Origin of the sequence: Mesorhizobium sp. M0052 (assembly GCF_040323255.1) — a bacterium.
Classification (GTDB): Bacteria; Pseudomonadota; Alphaproteobacteria; order Rhizobiales; family Rhizobiaceae; genus Mesorhizobium.
In genome coordinates this window covers 56173-80349 of the sequence record NZ_JAMYUS010000003.1, presented here as the reverse complement: position 1 = coordinate 80349, position 24177 = coordinate 56173, and the positions used below count along the sequence as shown (strand labels likewise).

At 63.9% G+C, this 24177-nt stretch carries 11 protein-coding genes; 8 read left to right on the top strand and 3 right to left on the bottom strand.

From position 1 onward, the window contains the following. Positions 1–140: 140 nt before the first annotated feature. On the bottom strand, positions 141–2246 hold the full coding sequence (pbpC, locus tag NKJ77_RS04520; protein ID WP_352534374.1) for a penicillin-binding protein 1C: 2106 nt from the start codon (positions 2244–2246) through the stop codon (positions 141–143). Between the two features lie 83 nt (positions 2247–2329). Beyond that, the gene (locus NKJ77_RS04515; RefSeq protein ID WP_352534372.1) at positions 2330–7816 is read right to left on the bottom strand and encodes an alpha-2-macroglobulin family protein; all 5487 of its coding nucleotides are present in this window, start codon (positions 7814–7816) and stop codon (positions 2330–2332) included. A 277-nt stretch (positions 7817–8093) separates the two neighbouring features. On the opposite strand from NKJ77_RS04515, the gene NKJ77_RS04510 reads away from it, so the two are divergent. The 8 genes from NKJ77_RS04510 to NKJ77_RS04475 all read left to right on the top strand — a co-directional run bounded on the left by NKJ77_RS04510 (position 8094) and on the right by NKJ77_RS04475 (position 23473). Then, a complete protein-coding gene (locus tag NKJ77_RS04510) occupies positions 8094–10022 on the top strand; it encodes an autotransporter assembly complex protein TamA (protein ID WP_352534370.1) in 1929 nt (642 codons plus the stop codon). A gap of 2 nt (positions 10023–10024) precedes the next feature. Then, complete coding sequence (locus tag NKJ77_RS04505) at positions 10025–16072, top strand: translocation/assembly module TamB domain-containing protein (RefSeq protein ID WP_352534368.1); 6048 nt, start codon at positions 10025–10027, stop codon at positions 16070–16072. 252 nt (positions 16073–16324) lie between these two features. Beyond that, a complete protein-coding gene (locus tag NKJ77_RS04500; RefSeq protein WP_023668187.1) occupies positions 16325–17977 on the top strand; it encodes an ABC transporter substrate-binding protein in 1653 nt (550 codons plus the stop codon). Between the two features lie 222 nt (positions 17978–18199). Continuing rightward, positions 18200–19234, top strand: a complete 1035-nt coding sequence (locus NKJ77_RS04495; RefSeq protein WP_023668188.1) for an ABC transporter permease — start codon at positions 18200–18202, stop codon at positions 19232–19234. A gap of 13 nt (positions 19235–19247) precedes the next feature. Further along, the gene (locus NKJ77_RS04490) at positions 19248–20405 is read left to right on the top strand and encodes an ABC transporter permease (protein WP_023690814.1); all 1158 of its coding nucleotides are present in this window, start codon (positions 19248–19250) and stop codon (positions 20403–20405) included. A gap of 47 nt (positions 20406–20452) precedes the next feature. Further along, a complete protein-coding gene (locus NKJ77_RS04485; RefSeq protein WP_023668190.1) occupies positions 20453–22669 on the top strand; it encodes a dipeptide ABC transporter ATP-binding protein in 2217 nt (738 codons plus the stop codon). Between the two features lie 142 nt (positions 22670–22811). Further along, complete coding sequence (locus NKJ77_RS04480) at positions 22812–23039, top strand: hypothetical protein (RefSeq protein ID WP_023707713.1); 228 nt, start codon at positions 22812–22814, stop codon at positions 23037–23039. Further along, positions 23036–23473, top strand: a complete 438-nt coding sequence (locus NKJ77_RS04475) for a TA system VapC family ribonuclease toxin (protein WP_023682204.1) — start codon at positions 23036–23038, stop codon at positions 23471–23473. The genes NKJ77_RS04480 and NKJ77_RS04475 overlap by 4 nt, the downstream gene beginning before the upstream one ends. 56 nt (positions 23474–23529) lie before the next feature. On the opposite strand, the gene NKJ77_RS04470 is transcribed toward NKJ77_RS04475, so the two are convergent. Beyond that, positions 23530–24120, bottom strand: coding sequence for a transglycosylase SLT domain-containing protein (locus NKJ77_RS04470; protein ID WP_023682203.1), 591 nt, complete (start codon positions 24118–24120; stop codon positions 23530–23532). Between the last annotated feature and the right edge of the window lie 57 nt (positions 24121–24177).

Below are 24177 nucleotides of genomic sequence, written 5' to 3'. Positions count from 1 at the left end.
TTTCAACGTTGCTGAATGAGCGCGGCGCCGAAGCTGCCAATCTCCCTCCTTGCGGGGGAGATGGCCGGCAGGCCAGAGGGGGGTGCCTCGCGCCGGGCCTCGGGCGAAGAAGCCCAATCCCCTGAATCGCTTGGCGCCATCTATTCAACGAACACCTTCACGCTTGCCGCGCGTCCCACGGCGTCGATGACGGTGAGCGTCGAATAGCCGGCGCCGTCGGGCAGCCAGGTCGCGGTGCGGCGGCGGTCGATGCCGACGAGCGGCTTGCCATTGGCCAGCCAGCGGAACGGCGCGCGGCCGCCTTGCAGTTTCAGCACCAGCGGCGAGGCCTCGGCGGAATTGGTGGCGAGATCGACGCGGGCGCCGTTGGGCGGGAAAATGATCGTTGGCGCCGGTTCCGTCGGGCCTGCCTGCACCAGTCCGTCGGCGCCGGCGCCGAAGCGCCCCAATGTCACCGGCAGGTCTTCGCGCCTGGCCTTGAGGACACCGGCCGGCTGGCTGGGCAACGGGACGGCGGTGAGGCCGGAGCGGACGAGGCCCTCGAACAGGATGGGGGCGGCCGAGACATAGCCGGACAGGCCGGGCACCGCACCGGCATCGGCGCGGCCGACCCACACACCCAGCACGTAGCGGCCGTCGAAGCCGACCGACCAGGCGTCGCGGTAGCCGTAGGACGTCCCAGTCTTGTAGGCGATGCCGCGCTGCAAGGCGCCCTCGGGCGGCTTTACGCCCGACAATATGTCGGTGATCTGCCAGTTCGCCTGGGCGTCGAGGATCGTGGCGGTGGTGCGCTCGGCATTGGCCGGCTCGGTGCCGTCATGCAGCGTGTTTGCCTTGCCGCCATTGGCGAGGCCGGTATAGAGCTGGACGAGATCGCGCAGCGTTACGCCGACGCCTCCGAGGCCGATGGCGAGGCCCGGCGCCTCGTTGACCGGTAGCACCGGGCTGACGCCGGCCTGGCGGAAGCGCGCCATCAGCCGTGCCGGGCCGACCGAGTCGAGCACGCGGATCGCCGGAACGTTGAGCGACAGCTGCAGCGCCTGGCGGATCGAGACATCCCCCTGATAGCCCATGTCGAAATTCTTTGGCCGGTAGCCGCCGAAATCGACCGGACTGTCCTCGATCAGCATTTCCTGCGCCACCAGCCCTTGCTCGAAGGCGAGGCCATAGATGAACGGCTTCAGCGTCGAACCGGGCGAACGCACGATCCTGGTCATGTCGATCCAGCCGGAGCGGCTGGCATCGAAGAAATCGGCCGAGCCGACTTCGCCAAGAATGTCGCCGGTGCGCGCGTCCGCCATCACCATGGCGACCGACAGGCGCGGCCCAAGCTTGATCGCGGCATCTCGCGCCACCTGTTCCAGCCCTTGCTGGACGCTTTTGCGGATCGTCAGCTGCAATGGCTTGCCGGGTACGGCCTTGGGCAGCATGGCATAGGCGGCATGTGGCGCCAGTGCCGGCAGTTTGCGGCGCAAGCCCGAGACATCATCGAGCGCTGCGCGCGCGGCCTCGCGCTCGCCAAGCAGGTCAGCTGATACCATGCGGGTCAGCACGCGGTCGCGGGCTGCATGAGCGATGGTGAGATTGCGGTCGGGCCGGCGCTTTTCCGGCAATTGCGGCAGCGCAACCAGCAGGGCGGCTTCCGAGACCGTCAGCCGCTTCGGCTCCTTGCCGAAATAGGCGAGTGACGCGGCGCGCACGCCTTCGAGATTGCCGCCATAAGGCGCCAGCGTCAAATAGCGTTCGAGGATCTCCTGCTTAGACAGCCGCCGCTCGATCTGGATGGCACGCAGCATCTGCTTGATCTTCGAGCCGAGGCTGCGGTTTTCGCGTGGCTCGATCAGCCGGGCAAGCTGCATCGACAGGGTCGAGCCGCCGGAGACGATATGGCCGCTGGTGGCGAACTGGCCGGCGGCGCGCGCCAGCGCCAGCACATCGACGCCATCATGGTCCCAAAAGCGCTTGTCTTCATAGGTGACCAGCATGTCGACGAACTGCTTGTCGACCTGGTCGAGATGAGTGTCGAGCCGCCAGTAACCGTCCGGCGTGGCGAAGGCGCGCAACAGCTGGCCGTCGCGGTCCTGGACCTCGGTGGAGACGGTGAGCCTTCCGGGCAGCGGCGGCGGAAAAGCGCGGTCGAGTTCCCAGAGAGAAGCGGCAGCGATCGCCGCAAAGCCGACGAGGGAGGCGGCGGCGATGCCTGTTCGACGGAGAAATTTTCTGGAGAGCATGGTGGTGCCCTTCATCCGCCTGCCGGCTCCTTCTCTCCGCATAGCGGGGAGAAGGAGATGGTCGCGGACATCGGCGTGTTCATCTCCGTCAAGGCGCCTTACGGCGCCTTGATCTCCATCATGCCGGTGGCGGTGCGGGCCGAATATTGCGGCCGGTACATGTCCTCCACCGTGGCTGCCGGATGGGCATAGGTGCCCGGCGTTACCGCACGCACGACGTAGGCCAGCATGATGTTGCGGTCGCCATCGCCGTCATTGGGATTGAATGCCGCGACGAAACGGTCGTCGCGGAATTCGAGATGGGCTGCATCCGTTTGCGCCAGCCAGGTGAAGTTCGACAATTGGGCGCTGGAGACAAGGCCCGGATTGTCGATCTCGAAGCCGGCCGGCAACAGGTCGGTGATCAGCAGGCGCGAAGGCCAGCGGTTCTGCTCGTAAACCTTGAGCACGACCACGTAGCGTTCGTTCTGCGTCGCCTGGGTGACGTTGGCTTCGGTGCCATCGAGCTTGTAGTAGGTGCGGTCGATGGTGAAGCCGTCGCCGCCGGCCGGCAAGGGCTCTACCGGCGAGGCGACCGTGGTGACGACCGCCTGCAGCGGCGTGGCGCCGGTGTTGGCGATGGTCAGCGGGCTGTCGGCAATGTCGGTGCCGCTGAGGTGGTTGGAATACCCACCGGCATGCGGCGCGCCGTTGACCGAGAGCGTGATCGAGTCGTTGCCCGACTTCAGCGCGCGGGCCGCCAGAAGCATCCAGGACTCGTCCTGCGTGCTGGTCCAGCGGGCATCGGCGCGTTCCCTTGCCACCAGCCGGATCAGCTCCGGCACGATGGTCGGCACCGGCCTCGATTCGGCGGCGAGCGCCAGGATCGCGGCGCCATCACGCAGCCGCGAGCCATAGTCGGACCGGTAGTAGTCGTATTCGGTGGTCGACTTGGCCAGCTGCAGCGCCGTCTGGAAGGTTGCTTCCGAACGCTGCGCGTCGCCGTAGAGCGCCAGGCTCGCCGCCAACTGGGCGACGGCCATCGGGCTCGAGAAGGCTTCGAGCTTGGTGTCGGCGTAGTAGCGCAGATCGCCGACCGAGGCCTTCTTGTTGCGGGCCAGAACATAGAGCGCGTAGGCGATTTCGCTGCCGCGATCCTGGACGTCCTGGTCGTAACCGACCGAGTTTTGCAGATTGCTCAGCGCCTGGCTCATCGCCAGGGCCGGCACGTCGTAGTTCTGCTCGCGCGCCCGGGTCAGGAAGTCGGTGACGTAAGAGTCGAGCCACAGATCGCCGGAGCCCGGACCCCACAGGCCGAAGCTGCCGGCCGAAGCCTGGTAGCTCAGCACCTTGTAGATGGCGGCCTGCACGCGGCCGTGCAGTTCGGGATCGCTTTGCATGCCAACGCCGGACGCCAGATCGTTGACGTAGAGAAGCGGCATGGCGCGGCTGGTGGTCTGCTCGGCGCAACCATAGGGGTAGCGGTCGAGCGTCATCAGCAGCGACGGCACGTCGAAGGCGGCAGCCTGCGAAACGCCGACACTGATCGAGGCGCCGTCGAGCAGGCTTGCCGCGAGCAGCTCCTTGTCGACGCGCAGCGAGCCGCCATTGCCCTTGAGGTCGACGACCAGACGGTTGGTGACCGGCAATTGCGCCGGACGCACCGGAACATACAGCGTCTGCTCGACGGAGGTGCCGTCGCCATGGGCGAGCTTGATGGTGATCGAGGCATTACCCGCCGTCTGTGCAACCAGCGGCACAGTCAGCGTCTGGCGCTTGCCCTTGGCGAGAGTCAGCTTTTCGGGCAACGGCTTGTCGCCGGTCGAGAGGTCGCCGGTCGTGGCGATCGACAGGGCATAGTCGCCCTCCGGACCGTCGGTGTCGGCGACATCGAGCCGCATGATCGCTGCATCTCCAGGCGCCAGGAAGCGGGGCAGGCCGGCGGTGATCACCACCGGATCGCGCACGATGACATCGGTCGTGGCATGGGCGACGGCCTCCTTGGTCCAGGCGACGGCCATGACGCGCACGGTGCCGTTGAACTGCGGGATGTCGAAGTCGATCCTGGCCTTGCCGTCGGCGTCGAGCTGGACCGGGCCGGAGAAGAAGGCGACCAGCTTTTCGGTCGGCGGACTGCCTTGCGGCTGCATCGAGGCGCCGTCGCCGCCGGTCCTGAGCTTGCCGCTGGTGCCGAGCGAGCCGTCGATGAGACGGCCATAGATGTCGCGGACTTCGAGCCCGAGCATGCGCTGGCCGAAATACCAGCCCTCCGGATCCGGCGCCTTGTAGTTGGTGAGGTTCAAAATGCCGACATCGACGGCAGCGACCGTGACATAGGCATTGCTGCCCGGCGCTACGCCGGCGACCGAAACCGGGATCGACAGCTGCTGGCGCGGCATCGTCTTGTCCGGCGGCGTCAGGGTGACGGCGAGCTTTTTCGAGCCTGGGTCGACCGTCAGCCATTTTACGCCGATGGCGCGCGCCGGCATGCGGGTTTCCTGCGCATCGCCGGGCCGGAACAGGGTTGCGGTGATGTAGGCGCCGGCGCCCCAGTCGTCACCGACCGGGATCTCGACCGTGCTGCCGCCGGCCGGCACGGTTGCCGTGACGGTCTTGAGCAGCTTGTCGGCGCCGATGGTGACCAGCAGTTCGCCGGCAAAATGCGGCGACACTTTCAGCTTGGCCACGTCGCGGACGGCATAGCTGTCCTTGTCGAGAGCGATCTCGAGCCCGTCAGGCGTTTCGGTGGAGGTCGAGGAGACATACCAGCCGGCGTCGAACTCATAGCTGGTCGCCGGGCCCTCGGGATCGGCAGTCTCGATCTCGAGCCGGTACTGGCCCCAGTCGACCGGCATCGTCACGGTCGCCTCGGCATCGGCGCTGAGATCGACCTGGCCGTTGGCGATCGACTTGGTGAAGGTGACCGGTTCGTAGTTCCACGAGTTGTTGTTGCGATACCACTGGTAATTGCGTTCGACCTTGACGAGCGACCACTGCGCGCCCTTCAGCGTCTCGCGCTTGCCGTCGGGATCGACCGCGATGAGGCTGAATTTGGCGGTGCCGCCCTGCGGCACCTCATTGTCGGCGAAATCCGGACGAATGCCGATCATGTGGCCTTGCGGGCGGATGCCGATGTTGAGCGAGCGCTCGATGGCGCGGCCGCCGGTTTCGCGCATGCGAACCGTGACCTTGGCGTCGACCAGCTTGGTGGTCGCGGGCAACTGGTCGACCGTGACCGGGAAGGTCGCCTTGCCGTCGTCGCCGACCACCGGCAGACCGGTGAACGGGGTGACCGAAGGCTCGGCCGACTGCTCGTCGGCAAGGCCGAACGAATAGCCGGCGAAACGGTCCCAGTCGCGCGCCGTCGACAGCGTCAGCTCGCCTTCGAGCGCGAGGCCGGCGGCCGGCGCGCCATAGAGGAAGCGGCCGTCAATGTCGATGTTGGCGGTTTCGCCCTGTGCGATCTCCTGCTTGTCGGACTTCATGTCGAACTCGATGCGATCCGGCACGAAGTCTTCGACCAGGAACATCTGGCTGGAAACGGCCGCCTGCTTGGGATCGGTATAGATCGACACCGTCCAGGTGCCGCGCATGGCGTTGGCTTCCAGCGGCAGGTCGACGGCATAGCCGCCGGCCGAGACGCCATCGGCAACGATGCGGCGGTTCTCGACGCCGTCGGGACGGGTGAAGATGAAGGTCAGCGGCAGGTTTTCCACCGCTTTGGAGGCGCCGTCGCGGGCAAGGGCTGCGACATGCACATCCTCGCCGGCGCGGTAGATGCCGCGTTCGGTCCAGGCATAGACATCGAGCGCGCCCGGTGCGGCGCGTCCGGCGACGCCGCGATCGGACAGATCGAAGCCGGCGCGGCCCATGTCGAGGAAGACGAAATCGTTGTCGCCCTGCTTGGCCATCAGAACGGCCGGCACCATGCCGCCGTCGCCGCGCGTCAGGCCGGGGTTGAAGACAGCATGGCCTTCGGCGTCCGACGTGGCTGTGCCGAGGATTTCATTGTTCCTGGCCAGCAGCGTCAGTTCGGCGCCGGCGATCGGCTTGGCGGTTCCGAGCGAGCGGGCAAAGACATTGAGGCCATCCTGGCCGGTATAGGTCGACAGGCCGATGTCCGAGACGACGAACCACTGCGTGGCAAGCGAATTGTAATTGTCCTCGTCATTTTCATTTACCGCTTGCGCGGTCAGCACGTAGACGCCGGGCCTGCGCTGCGGCAAGGCTTCGTCGACCGGGAACGAAGTCGTGACGTCCTTGTTGAGGTCGTTGGCGATATCGAGCTGCCCCTGCCAGACCGGCTCACCCATCTGGTCGGAAATGCTGGAGATATCATAGCCGTCGAGCTGCTTCAGGAACTGATAGCCGGACAGAAGCTGCGCCAGCGAACGATCGCCGATGCGGTAGAGCTTCATCTGCGCGGCATTCATGTTGACGGTGACGACCGGGATGCCGCGGCGGGCGCCGGCGGGCAGCACGAAGCTGTCGCCGGTGAAGCGGGCGGACGGCGCGCGGTCCTGCACATAGATCGACAGCACGACCGGAGCGGCGGTGACCTCGCCAATGGCGGCCGGCAGGCCGGCGCGGAAGGTCACTTCGTAATGTTGGCCGTGCTCCAGGCCTTCGACGCAGATCTGCTTGTCCTTGGCCTCGACGCCCTTGGGCGGCTGGTTGTCGACGGTGACGAACTGGGCGTAGTCGACGCCGGTCTTGACCAGCTCCTCGGAAAACTGCGCGCAAATGCGCGGCGCGCTGGTGTCGGCGTCGATCGAGTGATCGATGACGCGGAAGCCCTTGCGGGCCTTGAGATCCTCATATTCGGCCTTGACCGCCGGCGAACTGACCAGCGCGAGGCTGGCTTCATAAGCCTGCAGGGCTGGACGGTAGAGATCGCGGCGGTCGAGGCCGTTGCCGAGCAGCGCCAGCACTTCGGCGCGGGTCTTGGTGGTGCGCAGCAATTTGTAGGCGTTGATGGCGGCGGAGGTGCCTTTGACCGGCAGATTGTAGGATTCGGAGGTGCCGCTGGCCGGCTGTATGGCAAGCGTTTCACGCGCCAGACCGAGCCAAAGCTGGCCGTCGTCAGGCAGGACCGAGACCGCGGCCTCGTATTTGTTCATGGCCTGGCCATGGTCGCCGGTCAGTGCAGCCTGTTCGGCGGCGGCGCGGAGTGATTCCAGCCCGTCGGTCGGCTTGTCATAGGCCGGATCGGTCAGCTTGTTGCGGTATTGCTGGGCCTGGTCGGCCATCCAGTTGGGGAAGAAGGCGAGTTCCGGCGGGGCGCCGATATCGGGGTCGCCATCGACATTGACGACCTTGCCCGCGACCGCGCCGCTGAAGGGTTTCAACTGGTTATAGTCGGATTTTAGGAAGCACCATTTGGCCTTGTTGTTGTAAGTAAAGGCGCGGCAGGCGGGGTCGCCGAGGCATGTCGTCTTGCACTGATCGAGGCTGACATTCTGGTCCGATCTGAGATCGAAGCCGAAATAGTCGGAATTATTTGAGGTCACCACCCGGCGGGCTTCGGCCGCTTGCGCTACAGACCCCCAGGCGAAAATGAGAAGAATCAAGATCGACAGACCACGAGCCGCCGCGCGCATCGCCATAACACCCTCCAGACACTGCTACGTCCGCGGCATGTTCAAGCTTCAGTCAAGCTTGTCAACACGAGGACGGGCAGGTTTCCGCCCGCCAACGGTTCCCAAACCGGCCAATGACCGGTATGCCGATAGTTCATCCACGGGAAAGGGATCACGCTTTCTTGCGAAAACGCAGAAGGTGTGAATTCCAAGCCCTGCCTATTTCAGACAATTGGATTGTGGCCCCTTTACGAGCGCTTCAAAACTTCATTCCAATTTTAGTTTTGTAACCTAGGTTGTCCTGATGCCGGCGTATGAAGCGCAGATGTCGAAGGTAAGTGCGCCACGGCGCACGCTTTCGCGCGCGCTGATTGTGGCGTTGGCGTGCTCGAGCGTGCTCGTTGCCGAATCGGGGTCGGCGGCCGCCTTCGAGCTCTTCGGCATCAAATTGTGGGGCTCTTCGAATGACGAAGACGCCGATATCGTCGACCCGCTGCGCTATGCGGTGACCATCGAAGCGCCCGATGCCGACAAGGACCTGATCAAGAAGCTCGAAAACGCCTCGTCGCTGAAATCCGACGAGGACCGCCCGGTTTCCGGCTCGCTCGGCCTTCTGGCAAAGGCGCGTAGCGACCGCGAACAGCTGGTCGCCGCGCTTTATGCCGACGCCCGCTATGAAGGCGTCGTCACCATCACCATCCAGGGCAAGGCGCTCGACGATTTGCCGCCCGATGCCGAATTCACGGGTCCGCAGCCGATCCCGGTGGTGGTCAGCATCGCCAGCGGGCCCAAATTCACACTCGGCAATATCAGGCTGGAGGGCGATGCCGCCGGGCTGGCGAGCGCCGATTTCGGCCTGATAGCCGGCGGCGATGCCGGCTCGGGCGCCGTGCTCAAGGCCGAGGCGCTGATCGTGCGGGCGCTGAAGCAGGAGGGCCGGCCGCTGGCCCGGATCACCGACCGGCAGGTCGTGGCCGAGCACACCACCTCGACGCTCGACGTGACGCTGACGGTGGCCGCCGGGCCGGTTGCCGGCTATGGCGATACCACCGTCGATGGCACCGAGAAGGTCGATCGCGAGTTCGCCGAATATATGACCGGGCTGAAACGCGGCCGGCGATATTCGCCTGACGAGATCGACGGTGCCCGCGACCGGCTGCTGAGGCTCGAAGTGTTCAACAGCGTGACGCTGAAGGAAGCCGACAGTCTCGACGCCGACGGCAACATTCCGATCGGCGTTCAGGTCAGCGAGCGCAAACCACGCTATTTCGGCGTCGGCGGCACTTTCTCCAACACCGAAGGGCTAGGCCTGGAAGGCTATTGGGGCCACCGAAATCTGTTCGGCCGGGCCGAAAAGCTGCGCATCGAGGGCAAGATCAGCGGCATCGGCAGCAACGATCTCAGCGAACTCAACTACAATGCCGGCATCATGTTCGAGAAGCCGGGGGTGGTCGGGCCGGCCTCGAAATTCATCGCCAGCGTCAAGACCGTACTCGAACATCCCGACGCCTACGACCATTTTTCGGTCAAGGGCAGCACCGGCCTGTCCTATGAGATCGACAAGAAGCAGACGGTTTCGGCTGAAGTCGCGCTCGACTATTCCAGGATCACGGACGCCTTCGGCAAGCACAAATACCTGATCGCCAGCATTCCGCTGCAGTATGTCTATGACAACAGGGACAACCGGCTCAATCCGACCAGCGGCTTCAGGGTTCTGGCCTATGCCGAACCGAGCTACGACATTCTGAGCGGCGCCGCCTTCCTCAAGCTCAGGGGCGAGGGGTCGGCCTATCAGTCGCTCGACACGGCCTCGAAATTCGTGCTTGCCGAACGCGTCGCGCTGGGTTCGATCGTCGGCACCGGCCTTCAGAACGTTCCAGCCGACAGGCGCTTCTATTCCGGCGGTGGCGGCTCGGTGCGGGGCTATGCCTATCAGGGCATCGGAGCGAAGGACATCGACAATCAGCCGATCGGCGGGCTTTCCTTCTTCGAAACATCGGTCGAAATGCGCATTGCGCTGACCGACACGATCGGCATCGTGCCGTTCGTCGACGCCGGCACTGTCTCGACCACAGCGACGCCGGACTTTTCCGACGTGAAGGTCGGCGCGGGCGTTGGCCTGCGCTACATCACGCCGTTCGGGCCGCTGCGCATCGACGCCGCCGTGCCGCTCAACCGCGACCGTGGCGACCCGCGTTTCGGCATCTATGCCGGCATCGGACAGGCGTTCTGACGATGAAGATTTTGAAACGCATCCTTCGCCTGTTTTTCTACACGCTGCTGATCGTGGCGGCGGCGGGCATCGGCGCGCTGGTCGTGCTGACCAAGACCGAGCGCGGCCGCGAAAATCTCGCCGGCATCATCTCTGACATGGCCTCGTCAGGGGACAGCAAAGTCACGGTCAGCGGCATTAACGGTATCTGGTCCGGCGCGCTGACGGTCGACCATGTCGTGCTGGAAGACCGCGAGGGCGCCTGGCTGGTGGCCCGCAAGGTGGCCGTCGACTGGTCGCCGCTGGCGCTGTTGTCGAAGAATTTCAGCGCCGACCGCATAGCGGCCGAACGGATAGAACTGGCACGGCTGCCTGTGGCGAGCACCGTGCCGAGCCAGAGCGGGTCGGGTGGCCTGCCGGTTTCGCTTGATATCAGAGCGATCGATTTGCCGGAGATCGCGCTTGGCCAGCAACTTGCCGGCAGCGGCATTGCCGAGCTTGCGGCCAAGGGATCGGCCAAGGTCGATGCGTCGCCGCTGGCGATCCAGACGGTGCTCAACGTTACCCGCCATGACGGCAAGCAAGGCAATGTCGACGCCAACATCCACTTCGCGCCGGATGAGAACAAGCTCGACCTCGATCTCAAGGCTTCCGAGCCGGCCGGCGGCATCATCGCCAATCTCCTTAAACTGCCCGGCGCGCCGCCGGTCAACATCGTCGTCTCGGGCACCGGGCCGCTGGCCAACTGGAGCGGCGTCGGCACCTTCATGGTCGATGGGCAGATCGTTACCCAGCTCACCGGCCGGCACCAGCTGACCGACAAAGGCAACCGGATCGAGGCCAAGGGCGACGGTTCGTTCGAAGGGTTCCTGCCGGAACGGTTCAAGTCGCTGTTTGCCGGCAAGACCAGTTTCGACCTCGCCGGCACCGCGACCGCAGCCGGCGGCGTCGACATCGAGCGCGCTGCGATCGAGAGCGACGCAGTTCATGGCACCGCTGCCGGCATGGTCGACCCCAAGGGCGCCAGTGACCTTTCGGTCGAACTGGTGGCCAAAGCCAAGCCGGTCACGGTCAATGTCGGTACCCCGGCGCAGCCGATCATGGTGGCCATCAACAATGTGACCGCGCGCGCCTTCGGTGACGGCAAGGCGCCGATGATTGACGCCAGCGCTTCACTGGTCTCGGTGGTGGCGGGCGGCTCTCAGGTGAACAATCTGGATGCGAAGATCCATTCCGACGGTTTCGACATCGAGAGCCGCAGCGGCCCGGTCAGTGTAAGTCTGGCGGCCGCCGGGCTGAAGACCGACGTGGCGACGCTGGCGCCGCTGATCACCGGCAAGCTGACGGCCTCTCTTGCCGGTTCGATCAGCAGGGACGAGATTTCGCTCGACGAAGGCACGCTGCGCAGCGATGCTCTCAATGCCGGGCTGACGGCTAAGGTGACGCTGGCCGATCTCGCCATGACGCTGAAGATGAATGCGGATGCTGTGTCGACGGCGCTGCCGCCGCAGATCAGTTCGCTGCTTGGCGAACGGGTCAAATTCTCGGCGACCGCGACGCGCGATCCGCAGGGCTCTTTCGCCGCCAACTCGATCGAACTCACTTCCGGTTCGCTGAGCGCCAGCGGCACCGCCAGCGCGCAAGGCAGCGATATCCAGGCCGACATCAAGGGCAAGCTCGGCGACGTCTCGGTGCTGTCTTCGCTGGTCGGCGTGCCGATCGCCGGCGGGGTCGATTTCGCGCTGACGGCAAGCGGCGCGCGCAACGCACCGGATTTCTCGGTTTCGGCCGACAGTGCCAGCCTGACGGCCTCCGGCCGCACCGTCAAGGACATCAAGCTGACCGCATCGGGCAAGGCCGACATTGTGAGCCCGGCCGCAGATGTCTCGCTGACCGGCGCGGTCGACGAACAGCCGCTCGCCGTCAAGGCGGCGCTGGTGACGAGCGACGGCAAGCGCTCCATCAAGGGGCTCAGCGTAGCGCTGGGCGACAACAAGGTGTCGGGCGACCTCGCGCTCGATGAAAAATTCCTGCCGCTGGGGACGCTGACGATCTCCGCCCCCGACATCGCGCCGCTGGCGTCGCTGGCCGGGCAGACGGTGGCCGGCGATATCGGCGGCACCGTGGTGTTCTCCAAAGACGGCGAGGCGCCCACCGTCGCCATCAATGCAGCCAGCGTGTCGATCGCGCGCGGCGATGTGGCAGCCAAGGCAGTCACCGTCAGCGCACTGATCGCCAACTATCTCACCAGCCCGGCGATCTCCGGCACGATCAAGGCCGAGAGCGTGACCTCGGGAACGACCGTCGTCAGCGGCATCGGCGTCGACCTCAAGCGTGACGGCGACTGGACGAATTTCACCGGCGGAGCAACCATATCAGGCATTCCGGCGACAGCTGCCGGGCGGGCGAAGATTGCCGGCGGCGCGACCAGCGTCGAGATCGCGTCCGGCGAGGCGACGGTGCGCGGCATCAAGGTGGCGATCGCCGAGCCGTCGAGCCTGACCATTGCCGATGGCATAACCAACATTCAAAGGCTGGTAGTCGATCTCGGCGGCGGCTCGGTGACGCTGTCGGGCACGGCGGGCCAGACGCTCGATCTGGCGGCGACCTTCTCGGCGCTGCCGGCTGCGCTTGCCAATGGCTTTTCGCCCCGCCTCGATGCCGCGGGCACGCTCGACGGCACGGCGCAAATCACCGGGCCGTCAGCAAATCCCGACATTCGCTTTAATACAAAACTGGCCGGCGCCGAGACCAGCCAGACCCGTCAGGCCGGGCTCGGACCGCTCGATGTCGATGCGGCCGGCAGCTATTCGACGGCCGGCGGCATCGTGCTGGATCAGGCGACGCTGTCGGGCCAAAAAATCTCCGGCAAGGCAGCCGGCACCGTCAACCCGAACGGCGCCAGCGATTTCGCGCTCGATCTGACATCGTCCGGTCCGAGCCTGCCGTTGACGCTGGGCAGCGCGGAAAGCCCGATCAAGCTCGAATTGCAGGCGCTGTCGGTGAAGGCGGCCGGGCAGGCTGCGCAAGCCAAGCTCGACATCTCGGCGGTACTGCCTTCGGTGGCGACGGATGACGCCAAGGTCGAGGGCATTGCGCTTGCGCTGCATTCCGATGCATTTGATATGAAAAGCCGAACCGGTCCGATCTCGGGCACGGTGACGGCGGACAAGATCGGTCTGGACAATCCGACCATCGCGCCGCTGATCGCCGGCAAGATCACCGCCAAGATCGCCGGCACCCTGGCGGCGGACGCGATCACCATCGACAGCGGCTCGGTGCAGGCCGATGCGCTGGGCAGTGCCTTCAATGGCCGTGTCGGCTTTGCCGATGGAGCAATCGACCTCAACCTCAACGCCGACGTGCTGTCCGCGGCATTGCCGGCTGCGGCGCGCGGCGTGCTGGCAGAGCGCACGCAGCTCAGCGCCACGCTGAAGCGGGATGCCAATGGCAATGTCAGCGCCAATCCGGTCAGACTGGCGTCGGGCGCACTGACCGCGGACTGTCAGGCCAGTCTCGCCGACAACAAGCTCAGCGCAGATATCAAGGGTGCACTGGCCGACATCTCACTGTTGTCGAAAGATGCCAAAGGCGCGATCAGCTTTGCACTCAACGCGCAGGGGCCCAGCCTGGCGCCGGACCTGTCGCTGACGGTCAACAGCGACCGGCTGCTGGTGGCGGAACGCGAAATCACCGGGTTGAAGCTGACCGCCACCGGCAAGGCCGATGCCGCCAATCCGGCGGCCAATGTGCAACTGACCGGCAATGTCGCTGGACAGGCGCTGCAAGGTAGCGCGGTGCTGGCGACGGCGGACGGCAAGAGCGCCATCAACGGACTGCTGTTGTCACTCGGCAAGAACAGGATTTCCGGCGACCTTGCGCTCGACGAGGCTTTCGTGCCGGTCGGCACCATCGCGCTCGACCTGCCGGATATCGGGCCGCTGGCGGCGCTGGCGCTGGAAAAGGCCGAAGGCGATGTGCGCGGCACTATTGCATTCTCCAAGACCGCGGATGGCCCGAACGTCGCGGTCAAGGCTGCGACCGCTTCGATCACGCGCGGCGACCTGCAGGCGAAGACGGTGTCAATCGATGCGCTGGTCGCCAACTATCTCGCCGCGCCGGTCATCTCGGGCAAAATTCGCGCCGACAGCGTTATTTCCGGTGGCACCGCCATCAGCGGCATCGATGTCGATTTGAAGCGCGACGGCGAATGGACCGGGTTTTCCGGCGGCGCCACCGTCAAGGGCATTCCGGCGAAGGCTGCGGGCAGGGTAAAGGTGGCTGGCGGCACCACCACCATCGAACTCGCTTCCGGCCAGGCCACGGTGCAGGGCATCAAGGCGGCCATCGCCCAGGCCTCGACCGTCAGCATCGCGAACGGCACCACGACGCTGGACAAGCTGGTGCTCAATCTCGGTGGCGGCACGGCGACGGTGACCGGCAAGGTCGGGCAGGCACTCGACATCAGTGCCGCGCTGTCGAAGGTGCCGGCTTCGCTGGCCAACAGTTTTTCGCCGGGCCTCCAGGCCGCCGGTTCGATTTCAGGAACAGTCAAGGTAACCGGCGCGCCGGGCAATCCGACTGTCGCTTTCGATATCGATGCTGGTGGGGTGCAGACCTCGCAGACGCGCAGCGCCGGTCTTGGCGGCATGAATATCTCTTCGTCGGGAACATTCGCCGGCAAGAAGCTCACCTTCAACGCTGACATCAGCGACGGCGCCGGGCTTGGCCTCAAGGGCGGCGGTACGGTGACGACGGCCGGCACACCAGCGCTGGTGCTCGACTTCAACGGCAAGGTGCCATTTTCCTTCCTGGCCGCCAAGCTTGCGGCGCAAGGGCTGTCGCTCAGCGGTACCGCCAACGTCAATATCCAGATGCGCGGCCCGGCGGCGTCGCCGGTGATCGGCGGCACGGTCAGCACGTCGGGCGCCCGCCTGGTCGACGCGCGTTCCGGCCTTGCCGTCAACGACATTGCCGCCGACATTTCGATCGGCAACGGCGTTGCCCGGATCAACCGGCTGACCGGCACGCTGTCGACACGCGGCAGCCTGTCGGCCTCCGGCACCCTCGGCATCAATCCGGCGCAAGGTTTCCCAGCCGATTTGTCGATCAAGCTGGTTGACGGCCGCTATACCGACGGCAGGGTGGTGACAGCCAATCTCGGCGGCGACCTGACCATCAAGGGGCCGCTCACCTCGGCGCCGGTGATTTCGGGCACCGTCAACCTGGCCAAGACCGTCATCACCGTTCCCGATAAGCTGCCGGGCTCGCTGGCAGCGCTCGGTGTCAAGCACAAGAACGCGCCCGCCTCCGTGCGGGCGCAGGACAAGGCCTTGCGACCGGCGGCGGCCAGCGGGGGTGGCGGCAGTGGACTTGTCCTCGACGTCACGGTCAATGCGCCGAACCAGATCTTCATCCAGGGCAGGGGTGTCGATGCCGAGTTCGGCGGTTCGCTGAGGCTGACCGGCCCGGCGGCTTCGCCGCAGGCGGTCGGCACCTTCACCTTGCAGCGTGGGCGGCTGTCGATCCTCGGCAAGCGGCTGACCTTTACCGAAGGCACGGTCGGCTTTTCGGGCTCGCTGGTGCCCTACCTCAACTTGACCGCGACATCGACCACGACCAGCGCCACCGTCACCATCGTCGTCTCGGGCGAAGCGACCAATCCGAAATTCGACTTCTCATCGGTGCCGGCGCTGCCCGAGGACGAGGTGCTGGCGCAGCTGATTTTCGGCCGCTCTATGTCGAACCTGTCGCCGCTGCAGATCGCGCAGCTGGCCGAGGCCGCCGGCCAACTGGCCGGCGTCGGCGGCTCGACCTCGCTGCTCGAAAACCTGCGCAGTGCAATCGGCGTCGACGACCTGGATGTGACCACCGATGACCAGGGCGGGACGGCCGTGTCTGCGGGCAAGTATCTCAATGACCGCACCTATGTGACGATCCAGAAAGGCGACAGGCCAGGATCGGGCAAGGCGACGATCGACCTCAATGTCGGGCGCGGCGTCAAGCTGCGTGGCGAGGCTAACGATGGCGGCGAGGCCAAGGGCGGCATATTCTACGAAAAGGAATATTGAGTTCCTGGCCCTTACCGCCGCCGGAACTGGCGCTGTCTCAACCCGCCCAAATGTATCAGTTACTCGCCTAAGCAGATTTCGGCGGAATCTGGGCGCGCTAGCACTTTTGCGCCAAGTCTGTCGTTATCACGCGAACCGCTCCCTTTTCAAAGTTGCACATTCCCTAACAGGTTCCGTAGCCATGCCGTCTTTGACATCACGGCAGGGATGCGGAATGTTAAAAGGCGGAAAGCCAACAATGGGAGTTAAGGTATGACAAATTACAAGAGTAATGGCGATCGCGTTCCCGATCACATCCTGGCCATGGCCGAAGAAGCCAAGGCAGGCAAAGTCGATCGCCGCGAGTTCCTCGCCATGGCGAGCGTGTTCGGCGCGTCGACTGCGATGGCCTACGGCATGCTCGGCGTAGCCGTGCCGACCCAAGCCAGGGCCGAAGAGGTGCAGGGCAAGAAGGGCGGCATCCTTAAAGTCGCGCAATGGGTCAAGGATCCCAAGGATCCGCGCAAGGCCGACTGGTCGGAAATCGCCAATGCCGAGCGTCAGGCGCTTGAGCCGCTGGTCAAGTACACCAGCGAATACACGTTCCGCCCGTACCTTCTGGAGAGCTGGGAGGTCAACGACGACGCCACCGAGTACACGCTGCATGTGCGCAAGGGTGTGACCTGGTCGAATGGCGATGCCTTCACCGCCGATGACGTCATCTTCAATCTCAAGCGCTGGGCCGACAAGAAGGCCGAGGGCAATTCCATGCCTGGCCGTCTCGGCACGCTGGTCAAGGACGACAAGCTCGACGAAAGCGCCGTGACCAAGGTTGACGACCACACCGTCAAGCTGAAGCTCGGCAAGGCTGATATCGCGCTCATTCCGAACATGTGCGACTATCCCGGCCTCATCGTCCACAAGAGCTTCGACGAGAAGGGCGGCGACTTCAAAGCCTGCCCGATCGGTACCGGCCCGTTCGAGCTCGTCTCCTACGATGTCGGCCAGAAGGTGGTCTACAAGCGCCGCGAGGACAACAAGTGGTGGGACGGCGAGGTGTTCCTCGACGGCATCGAATTCGTCGACTACGGCACCGATCCGGCAGCCATGGTCAGTGCCTTCGAGGCCGGCGAAGTCCATACCAATTTCGAGACCTCGGCCGACTATGTGTCGATCCTCGACGGACTGGACCTGGTCAAGTCCGAAATCGTCACCGCGTCGACCATCGTGTGCCGCACCAACATCAACAACAAGCCTTACGGCGACCAGAAGGTACGCAACGCGCTGCAACTCGCGGTCGACAACAATGTCGTCCTGCAGCTTGGCTACGGAAATGCCGGCACGGTGGCTGAAAACCACCATGTCTGCCAAATCCACCCGGAATATTACGAGCTGCCCAAAGTCGCTCGCGATCCGGCCAAGGCCAAGGCGCTGATGGCGGAAGCCGGCCAGGCCGACTTCGAGCATGAGCTGATCACGGTCGACGAAGACTGGCACAAGAATACCGGCGACGCCATCGCCGCGCAGATGCGCGACGCCGGCCTCAAGGTAAAGCGCACGGTGCTGCCGGGCTCGACGTTCTGGAACGACTGGACCAAGTATCCGCTGTCGATGACCAACTGGAACATGCGCCCGCTCGGTGTCCAGGTTCTGGCGATCGGCTACCGCACCGGCGAGGCGTGGAACGAGTCGGCCTATTCCAACCCCGAATGGGATGCCAAGCTCAATGCAGCATTGGCCGTTGCCGATGCGGCCAAGCGCAAGGAGATGATGAAAGACATCGAGCAGATCCTGCAGGATTCCGGCATCATGATCCAGCCATACTGGCGCAAGCTCTACAGCCACTCGGTCAAGGCGGTGCAGAATTACAAGATGCATCCGACCTTCGAGCGCGACTACGGCAAGGTCTGGCTCGACCAGGCGTGATCGGAAGTCAGGGAAGGGGCGCTTCGCTCCTTCCCGTCACGCCTCGCATGGCCCAGAACCGGAAGCCGCCGCAGCAAAAAGTTGCGGACTCTCCTGAAAGACCGTTCAATAAAACTGGGTTGATTGCATCCGAGTGCCGATTTGACGGCCAACTCTGCCGGCAACGGCAAAGCTGGTTTTTCGAACTGGCTCCAACCCCAACCAGACCGGCAGGGGACCGCCATGCTTTCTTTCGTAATCCGGCGTCTCGGCACCATGGCATTGACGATGCTGTGCCTGACGATGATCGTCTTCTTCCTGATCAACCTCGAGCCGAATTTGAAGAAGCTGGCGATCAGCCAGACCGAAATGCACACATCGGCCGAACAGCTCGAAAGCTGGCTGGTCAACCATGGCTACCGGCAGAACTTCTTCGTGCGCTACGGGCAATGGCTGGGCGTCGTCCCGAAGCAACCGGTGACCGATCCGGCGACCGGCAAGCCGACGCAGCGTTTCTCCTTCTGCAACGATCCGCTGGAGCCGAAATTCTCCGGCATCCTGGAAGGTGATTTCGGCTGCTCGACCAAGTTCAAAACCTCCGTTGCGTCAAAGCTCTTCCCCGCACTCGCCGCCACCGGCATTCTGATGCTCTGCGTGCTGTTGGTGATGGTGCCAATTTCGCTGCTGATTGGCATCCTGGCCGGCATGCGCGAGGGCTCGCGAACGGACCGAACGCTGTCCGTCGCATCGATCGCGTCGACGGCGACGCCCGAATATGTGTCCGGCGTCATCTTCACCGTCATCTTCGCCTCCTGGCTCGGCTGGCTGAACGGTTCGGCCGCCTCGGCAAGCCAGGGCATCACCTTCTACAATTTCACCCTGCCGGTGATGACGCTGGCGATCTACGGCATCGGCTACATCGCCCGCATGACACGCGCCTCGATGGTCGAGGTGATGACGCAGCAATATATCCGCACCGCCCGGCTGAAAGGGCTTTCCTTCGGCAGCGTCGTCGTCAAGCACGCGCTGCGCAATGCGCTGATTGCGCCCTTCACCGTCATCATGCTGCAATTTCCCTGGCTGCTTACCGGCGTCGTCATCGTCGAGGTGATGTTCCGCTACCAGGGCTTTGGCTACACGCTGGTCGAGGCCGCCGGCAACAACGACATCGATCTGCTGCTTGGCTGTTCACTGGTCTCGGTGTTCATCGTGCTGATCACGCAGCTCATTTCGGATGTCGGCTACGCGTTCCTCAATCCGCGTATCAGAGTTCAATAGGGGGCTGGGGCAGATGCAGGTCGAATATATCGGTGCCTTCAATGTCGTGCTCGGCGTGATTGGGCGTTTCTGGCCAGTCTGGTTAGGGCTTGCCCTGGTGATGGGGGTGAGCTTCACCTACAAGAAAAGGCTCGGCCTCTACGGCCAGTTGTTCGATAGCGGCGTCGGCATAGTCGGTGTCGGCATCTGCCTGTTCTGGCTGTTCACGGCAATCTTCGCGTCGACCGTCGCGCCCTTCGATCCGCTCGCCCAGGTCCCGATCATGAAGGATGCGCTGCCGGGCGCGCTCGAGCCGGTATCGAAACTCATCTACTATTTCGGCGGCGACAAGCTCGCCCGCGATGTCTTTTCGCGCATGGTCTATGGCAGCCAGATCGTGCTGATCATCGCACCGGCGGCGACCGGTTTCGCGCTGATGGTCGGCATTACGCTCGGTCTGCCCGCCGGCTACTATGGCGGCCGGATCGACACTGTGCTGTCGTTCCTGGCCAATCTGGTGCTGGCCTTCCCGGTGATCCTGCTGTTCTACCTGCTGGTGACGCCCGGCATCATGGATACACCCATCCCCTACGCCATGGCCGGGTTGTTCTTCCTGTTCCCGATCATATTCTTTTCCGTACTGTTCTGGACGCGCTACAAGAACCGGCCGGACCGCCTCTATATATTGCTCGGGCTGACGCTGATCATCGGCGGCTGGGTCTATGCCGGCCTGGTCTTCGATGCCGATCCGTTCAAGATCATCCACATCGACCCCAACCAGCTCAATATCTTCGTGGCGGTGGTGTTTGCTTCAAGCCCCGGCGTGTTCCGCATCGTGCGCGGCCTGGTGATGGACATCAAGACGCGCGACTATGTGGCGGCGGCGCAGACGCGCGGTGAATCGCCCTGGTACATCATGCTGTGGGAGATCCTGCCCAATGCGCGCGGACCGCTGATCGTCGATGCCTGCCTGCGCATCGGCTACACCACGATCCTGCTCGGCACGCTCGGCTATTTCGGGCTGGGTCTGGCGCCGGAGAGCCCGGATTGGGGCACCGCAATCAAGGACGCCAGCCGCCTGCTGCGCTCCTTCATCCACCCGGCGCTGCCGCCGACAATCGCGCTGATGTCGTTCGTGCTGGGCTTGAACCTGCTTGCCGACTCGCTGCGCGAACAATCGATGAAAGACTGATCTGCGGGTTTCGGCCCGCGAGCATGAAAATAGGATTGGAGCGACCCATGAATGAGGCAGTTCGAAATCCCGGCAACCCGACCCTTGGGCCAAGCGCTGCGCCGATCATCGAGATCGAGAACCTGTCGATCTCCTTCTTCACCCGCAAGGGCGAGATCCCCGCCGTCATGGACTTTTCCTGCACGGTGATGCCGGGCGAAGCCATGGGCATCGTCGGCGAGTCCGGCTGCGGCAAGTCGACCGTGTCGCTCGGCATCATGCGCGACCTCTCCAACATCGGAAAGATCGTCGGCGGCAAGATCAAGTTCCAGGGCAAGGACATGGGCGAGCTGTCCGACGAGGAGTTGCGCTCCATCCGCGGCAACAAGATCGCCATGATCTACCAGGAGCCGATGGCGAGCCTCAATCCGGCGATGAAGGTCGGCCAGCAATTGATGGAAGTGCCGCTGATCCACGACAAGGTGTCGAAGGAAGAGGCTTACAAAAGGGCGCTCGAAATGGTGCGCTCGGTGAGATTGCCCGATCCCGAACGCATGATGCGTTCCTATCCGCACCAGCTGTCCGGCGGCCAGCAGCAGCGCATCGTCATTGCCATGGCGCTGCTGTCGAAGCCGGCGCTGCTTCTGCTCGATGAACCGACGACGGCGCTCGACGTGACGGTGGAGGCCGGCATCGTCGAACTGGTCAAGGGGCTGGGCGAGAAGTTCGGCACGTCGATGATCTTCGTGTCGCACAATCTGGGCCTCATCCTCGAGACCTGCGACCGCATCACGGTGATGTATTCGGGCGAAGCGGTCGAGACCGGCAAGATCAAGGACGTGTTCGACCGGATGCGCCATCCCTATACGCAAGGGCTGTTCCGCTCGATTCCGCTGCCGGGCGCCGACAAGAATTCGCGGCCGCTGATCTCTATCCCCGGCCAGTTGCCGCTGCCGCATGAGCGGCCCAAGGGCTGCAATTTCGGCCCGCGCTGCCACCATTTCGTTGAGGGCGTCTGCAATGCCGCCGAAATCCCGATGATTGAGGTCGCCGGTCACGAAGGGCATTTCTCGCGCTGCGTGCGCTTCAACGAGATCGACTGGGAAGCGCTGCCTCCCGGCGCCAAGAAGGTCAATGAGAAGGTCGTGCCCGGCGCGCCGGTGCTCAAGATCGAGGATTTGAGAAAATACTACAAGGTCGGCGGCAGCGAAGTGTTCGGCTCCAGCGAAGGCCGCGTGGTCAAGGCCAATGAGACGATCTCGTTCATGGCGCGCGAATCCGAGACCGTCGCCATCGTCGGCGAGTCCGGCTGCGGAAAGTCGACACTGGCCAAGGTCCTGCTGGGGCTGGAGACGGCAAGTGCCGGCACAGTGACGCTGGGCAACAAGGAGATCCAGTCGACCGGCATCGAGAAGCGCAGCGTCGAAACGGTGTCGTCGATCCAGATGGTGTTCCAGAACCCGTTCGATACACTCAATCCCAGCCACTCCGTCGGTTCGCAGATCATCCGCACGCTGGAAAAATTCAAAGTCGGCAACAATGTCGCCGAGCGGCGCAAGCGCATGCTGGAGCTGCTCGACCTGGTGAAGCTGCCGCGGGCCTTCGAGACGCGCAAGCCGCGTCAGCTCTCAGGCGGCCAGAAGCAGCGCATCGGCGTGGCGCGTGCCTTTGCCGGCGATGCCAAGGTGGTGGTGGCCGACGAGCCGGTGTCGGCACTCGACGTCTCGGTGCAGGCGGCGGTGACCGAGTTGCTGATGGACATCCAGCGCAAGAACAAGACGACGATGCTGTTCATCAGCCACGATCTGTCCGTCGTGCGCTACATCGCCGACCGCGTCGTCGTCATGTATCTCGGCTACATCGTCGAGCAGGGCACGACCGACCAGATCTTCGCGCCACCCTATCACCCCTACACAGAGGCGCTGCTGTCGGCTATCCCGATCGCCGACACCAGCGTGGTCAAACGGCACATCGTGCTTGAAGGCGATATCCCGTCCGCAATGAACCCGCCGAGCGGCTGCCCGTTCCAGACGCGCTGCGGCTACAAGAGGCTGGTGCCGGACAATCTGTGCGAGACCAAGGTGCCGCCGGTGAAGCATCTCGGCGATGGCCATATGAGCCTGTGCTGGCTGTCGGACGATGTGCTGGCGACGATGGAGCCGGTGATCAAGTTCGACAGGGAACACGCAGCGCATGAGGGCGTGCCGGAAGACGCACCGGATGGGATCGGGCCCGGTTTCGCCGGCGAACCGCCGAAGCGCCCGCATGGCAAGAAGCCGAGCTGACCAGCCATAGAGGCAATGCCGCTCGTTGGCGCATTGCCGCAGCGTCGCCATAGCTCAAGGAACGACAGCTACGTTCGCTTGAATATTGCTGTCCATTGCTTTATGTGATGCGTGATGTTTGATGCGCGATAGGGAGCATATTGTGAGAACCACACTTGCAATCGATGACGATGTCCTCCTTGCCGCCAAGGCCATGGCGCGACAGCAGGATCGCAGCGTTGGCGATGTCATTTCCGATCTGGCTCGCCGCTCACTGCGCAGGCCACCGACCGGCGGTGAACGCAACGGCATCCCCTTGCTTGCATCGCGGCCCGACGGCCCGATGGTCGATCTCGAAATGGTCAATGCGCTTCGCGACGAATTGGCGTGACCTTCCTGCTCGACGTCAATGTGTTGATTGCGTTGATCGATCCAGCTCACGTCGCGCATGAAGATGCCCATCGGTGGTTCCAATCCACCGGGCATTTATCATGGGCAACATGTCCCATTACCGAGAATGGCGTCATCAGGATTGTAAGCAACCCGAAATACCCCAATTCTCCGGGTTCTCCCGCCGTGGTGGCGCAGATTGTCGGCAAGCTGCATGCCCTTTCAGGACATCAGTTCTGGCCTGACGAGATCAGCCTTGTCGGTTCCAACGACATCGATGCAGCTAGGATCCTCACCCCGGCACAGGTAACGGATAGCTATCTGTTGGGACTCGCCAAGGCGCGTGACGGCCAATTGGCGACGTTTGACCGAAAGCTGTCGACGGCAGCGGTAAAGGGAGGGAGGTCGATCCTCCACCTGATCCCAAGCGAATGAATGGCTGAGTTCCGCTTCGATCGCAAACTGCGTGGCTGCAAGACCGCTTGGCAACGTCAGCTGCCGCATTGCTGCAGCTGTTCGGCATAGTCGCGGGCCATCTTTTCGGTCGCCCTGGCATAGCCCTGCACGCCGGCGTCACCACGGTTGCCACGGCCGTAGGCGGTCCAGCCGAGATAGTAGGCGAGGTAGAGATTGTAGGTGTCGTTGCGGGCGACGCCGAACGTGTCTGATGTCTTGGAATGATACCAGCCGACGAAATCGACGGCATCGGCAAACTTGGTCCGCCTCGCCGCCCAACTGCCGGTTTCGCTCTGATATTGCGACCAGGTGCCGTCGAGCGCCTGCGAGAAACCAGTGGCTGACGAGACATGTTTCCACGGAATGAAGCCGAGCAGTTTGGTACGCGGCGGCCTGGCATTGCTCTTGAAACCGGATTCCTTGCGCACCGTCGCCATCAGCACGGGGACGGGGACCCCGTATTTCTGCGAGGCGCGCTCGGCGGCCGACTGCCAGTTGTCGAACCAGCCGTCGTTCTGGTCGAAGACGGCGCAGACATTGTTGATATGGTTGGGCGGCGTCGCGCAGGCCGGCAAAGCCAGCAGCACGCCAACCGCTACAATTTTACTCAAATTCGAACTACGCATGGAAGACGGATAGGCTGAAATCATAAAGGGAATCTTGCGGCGTTTCTTAACGGCTTG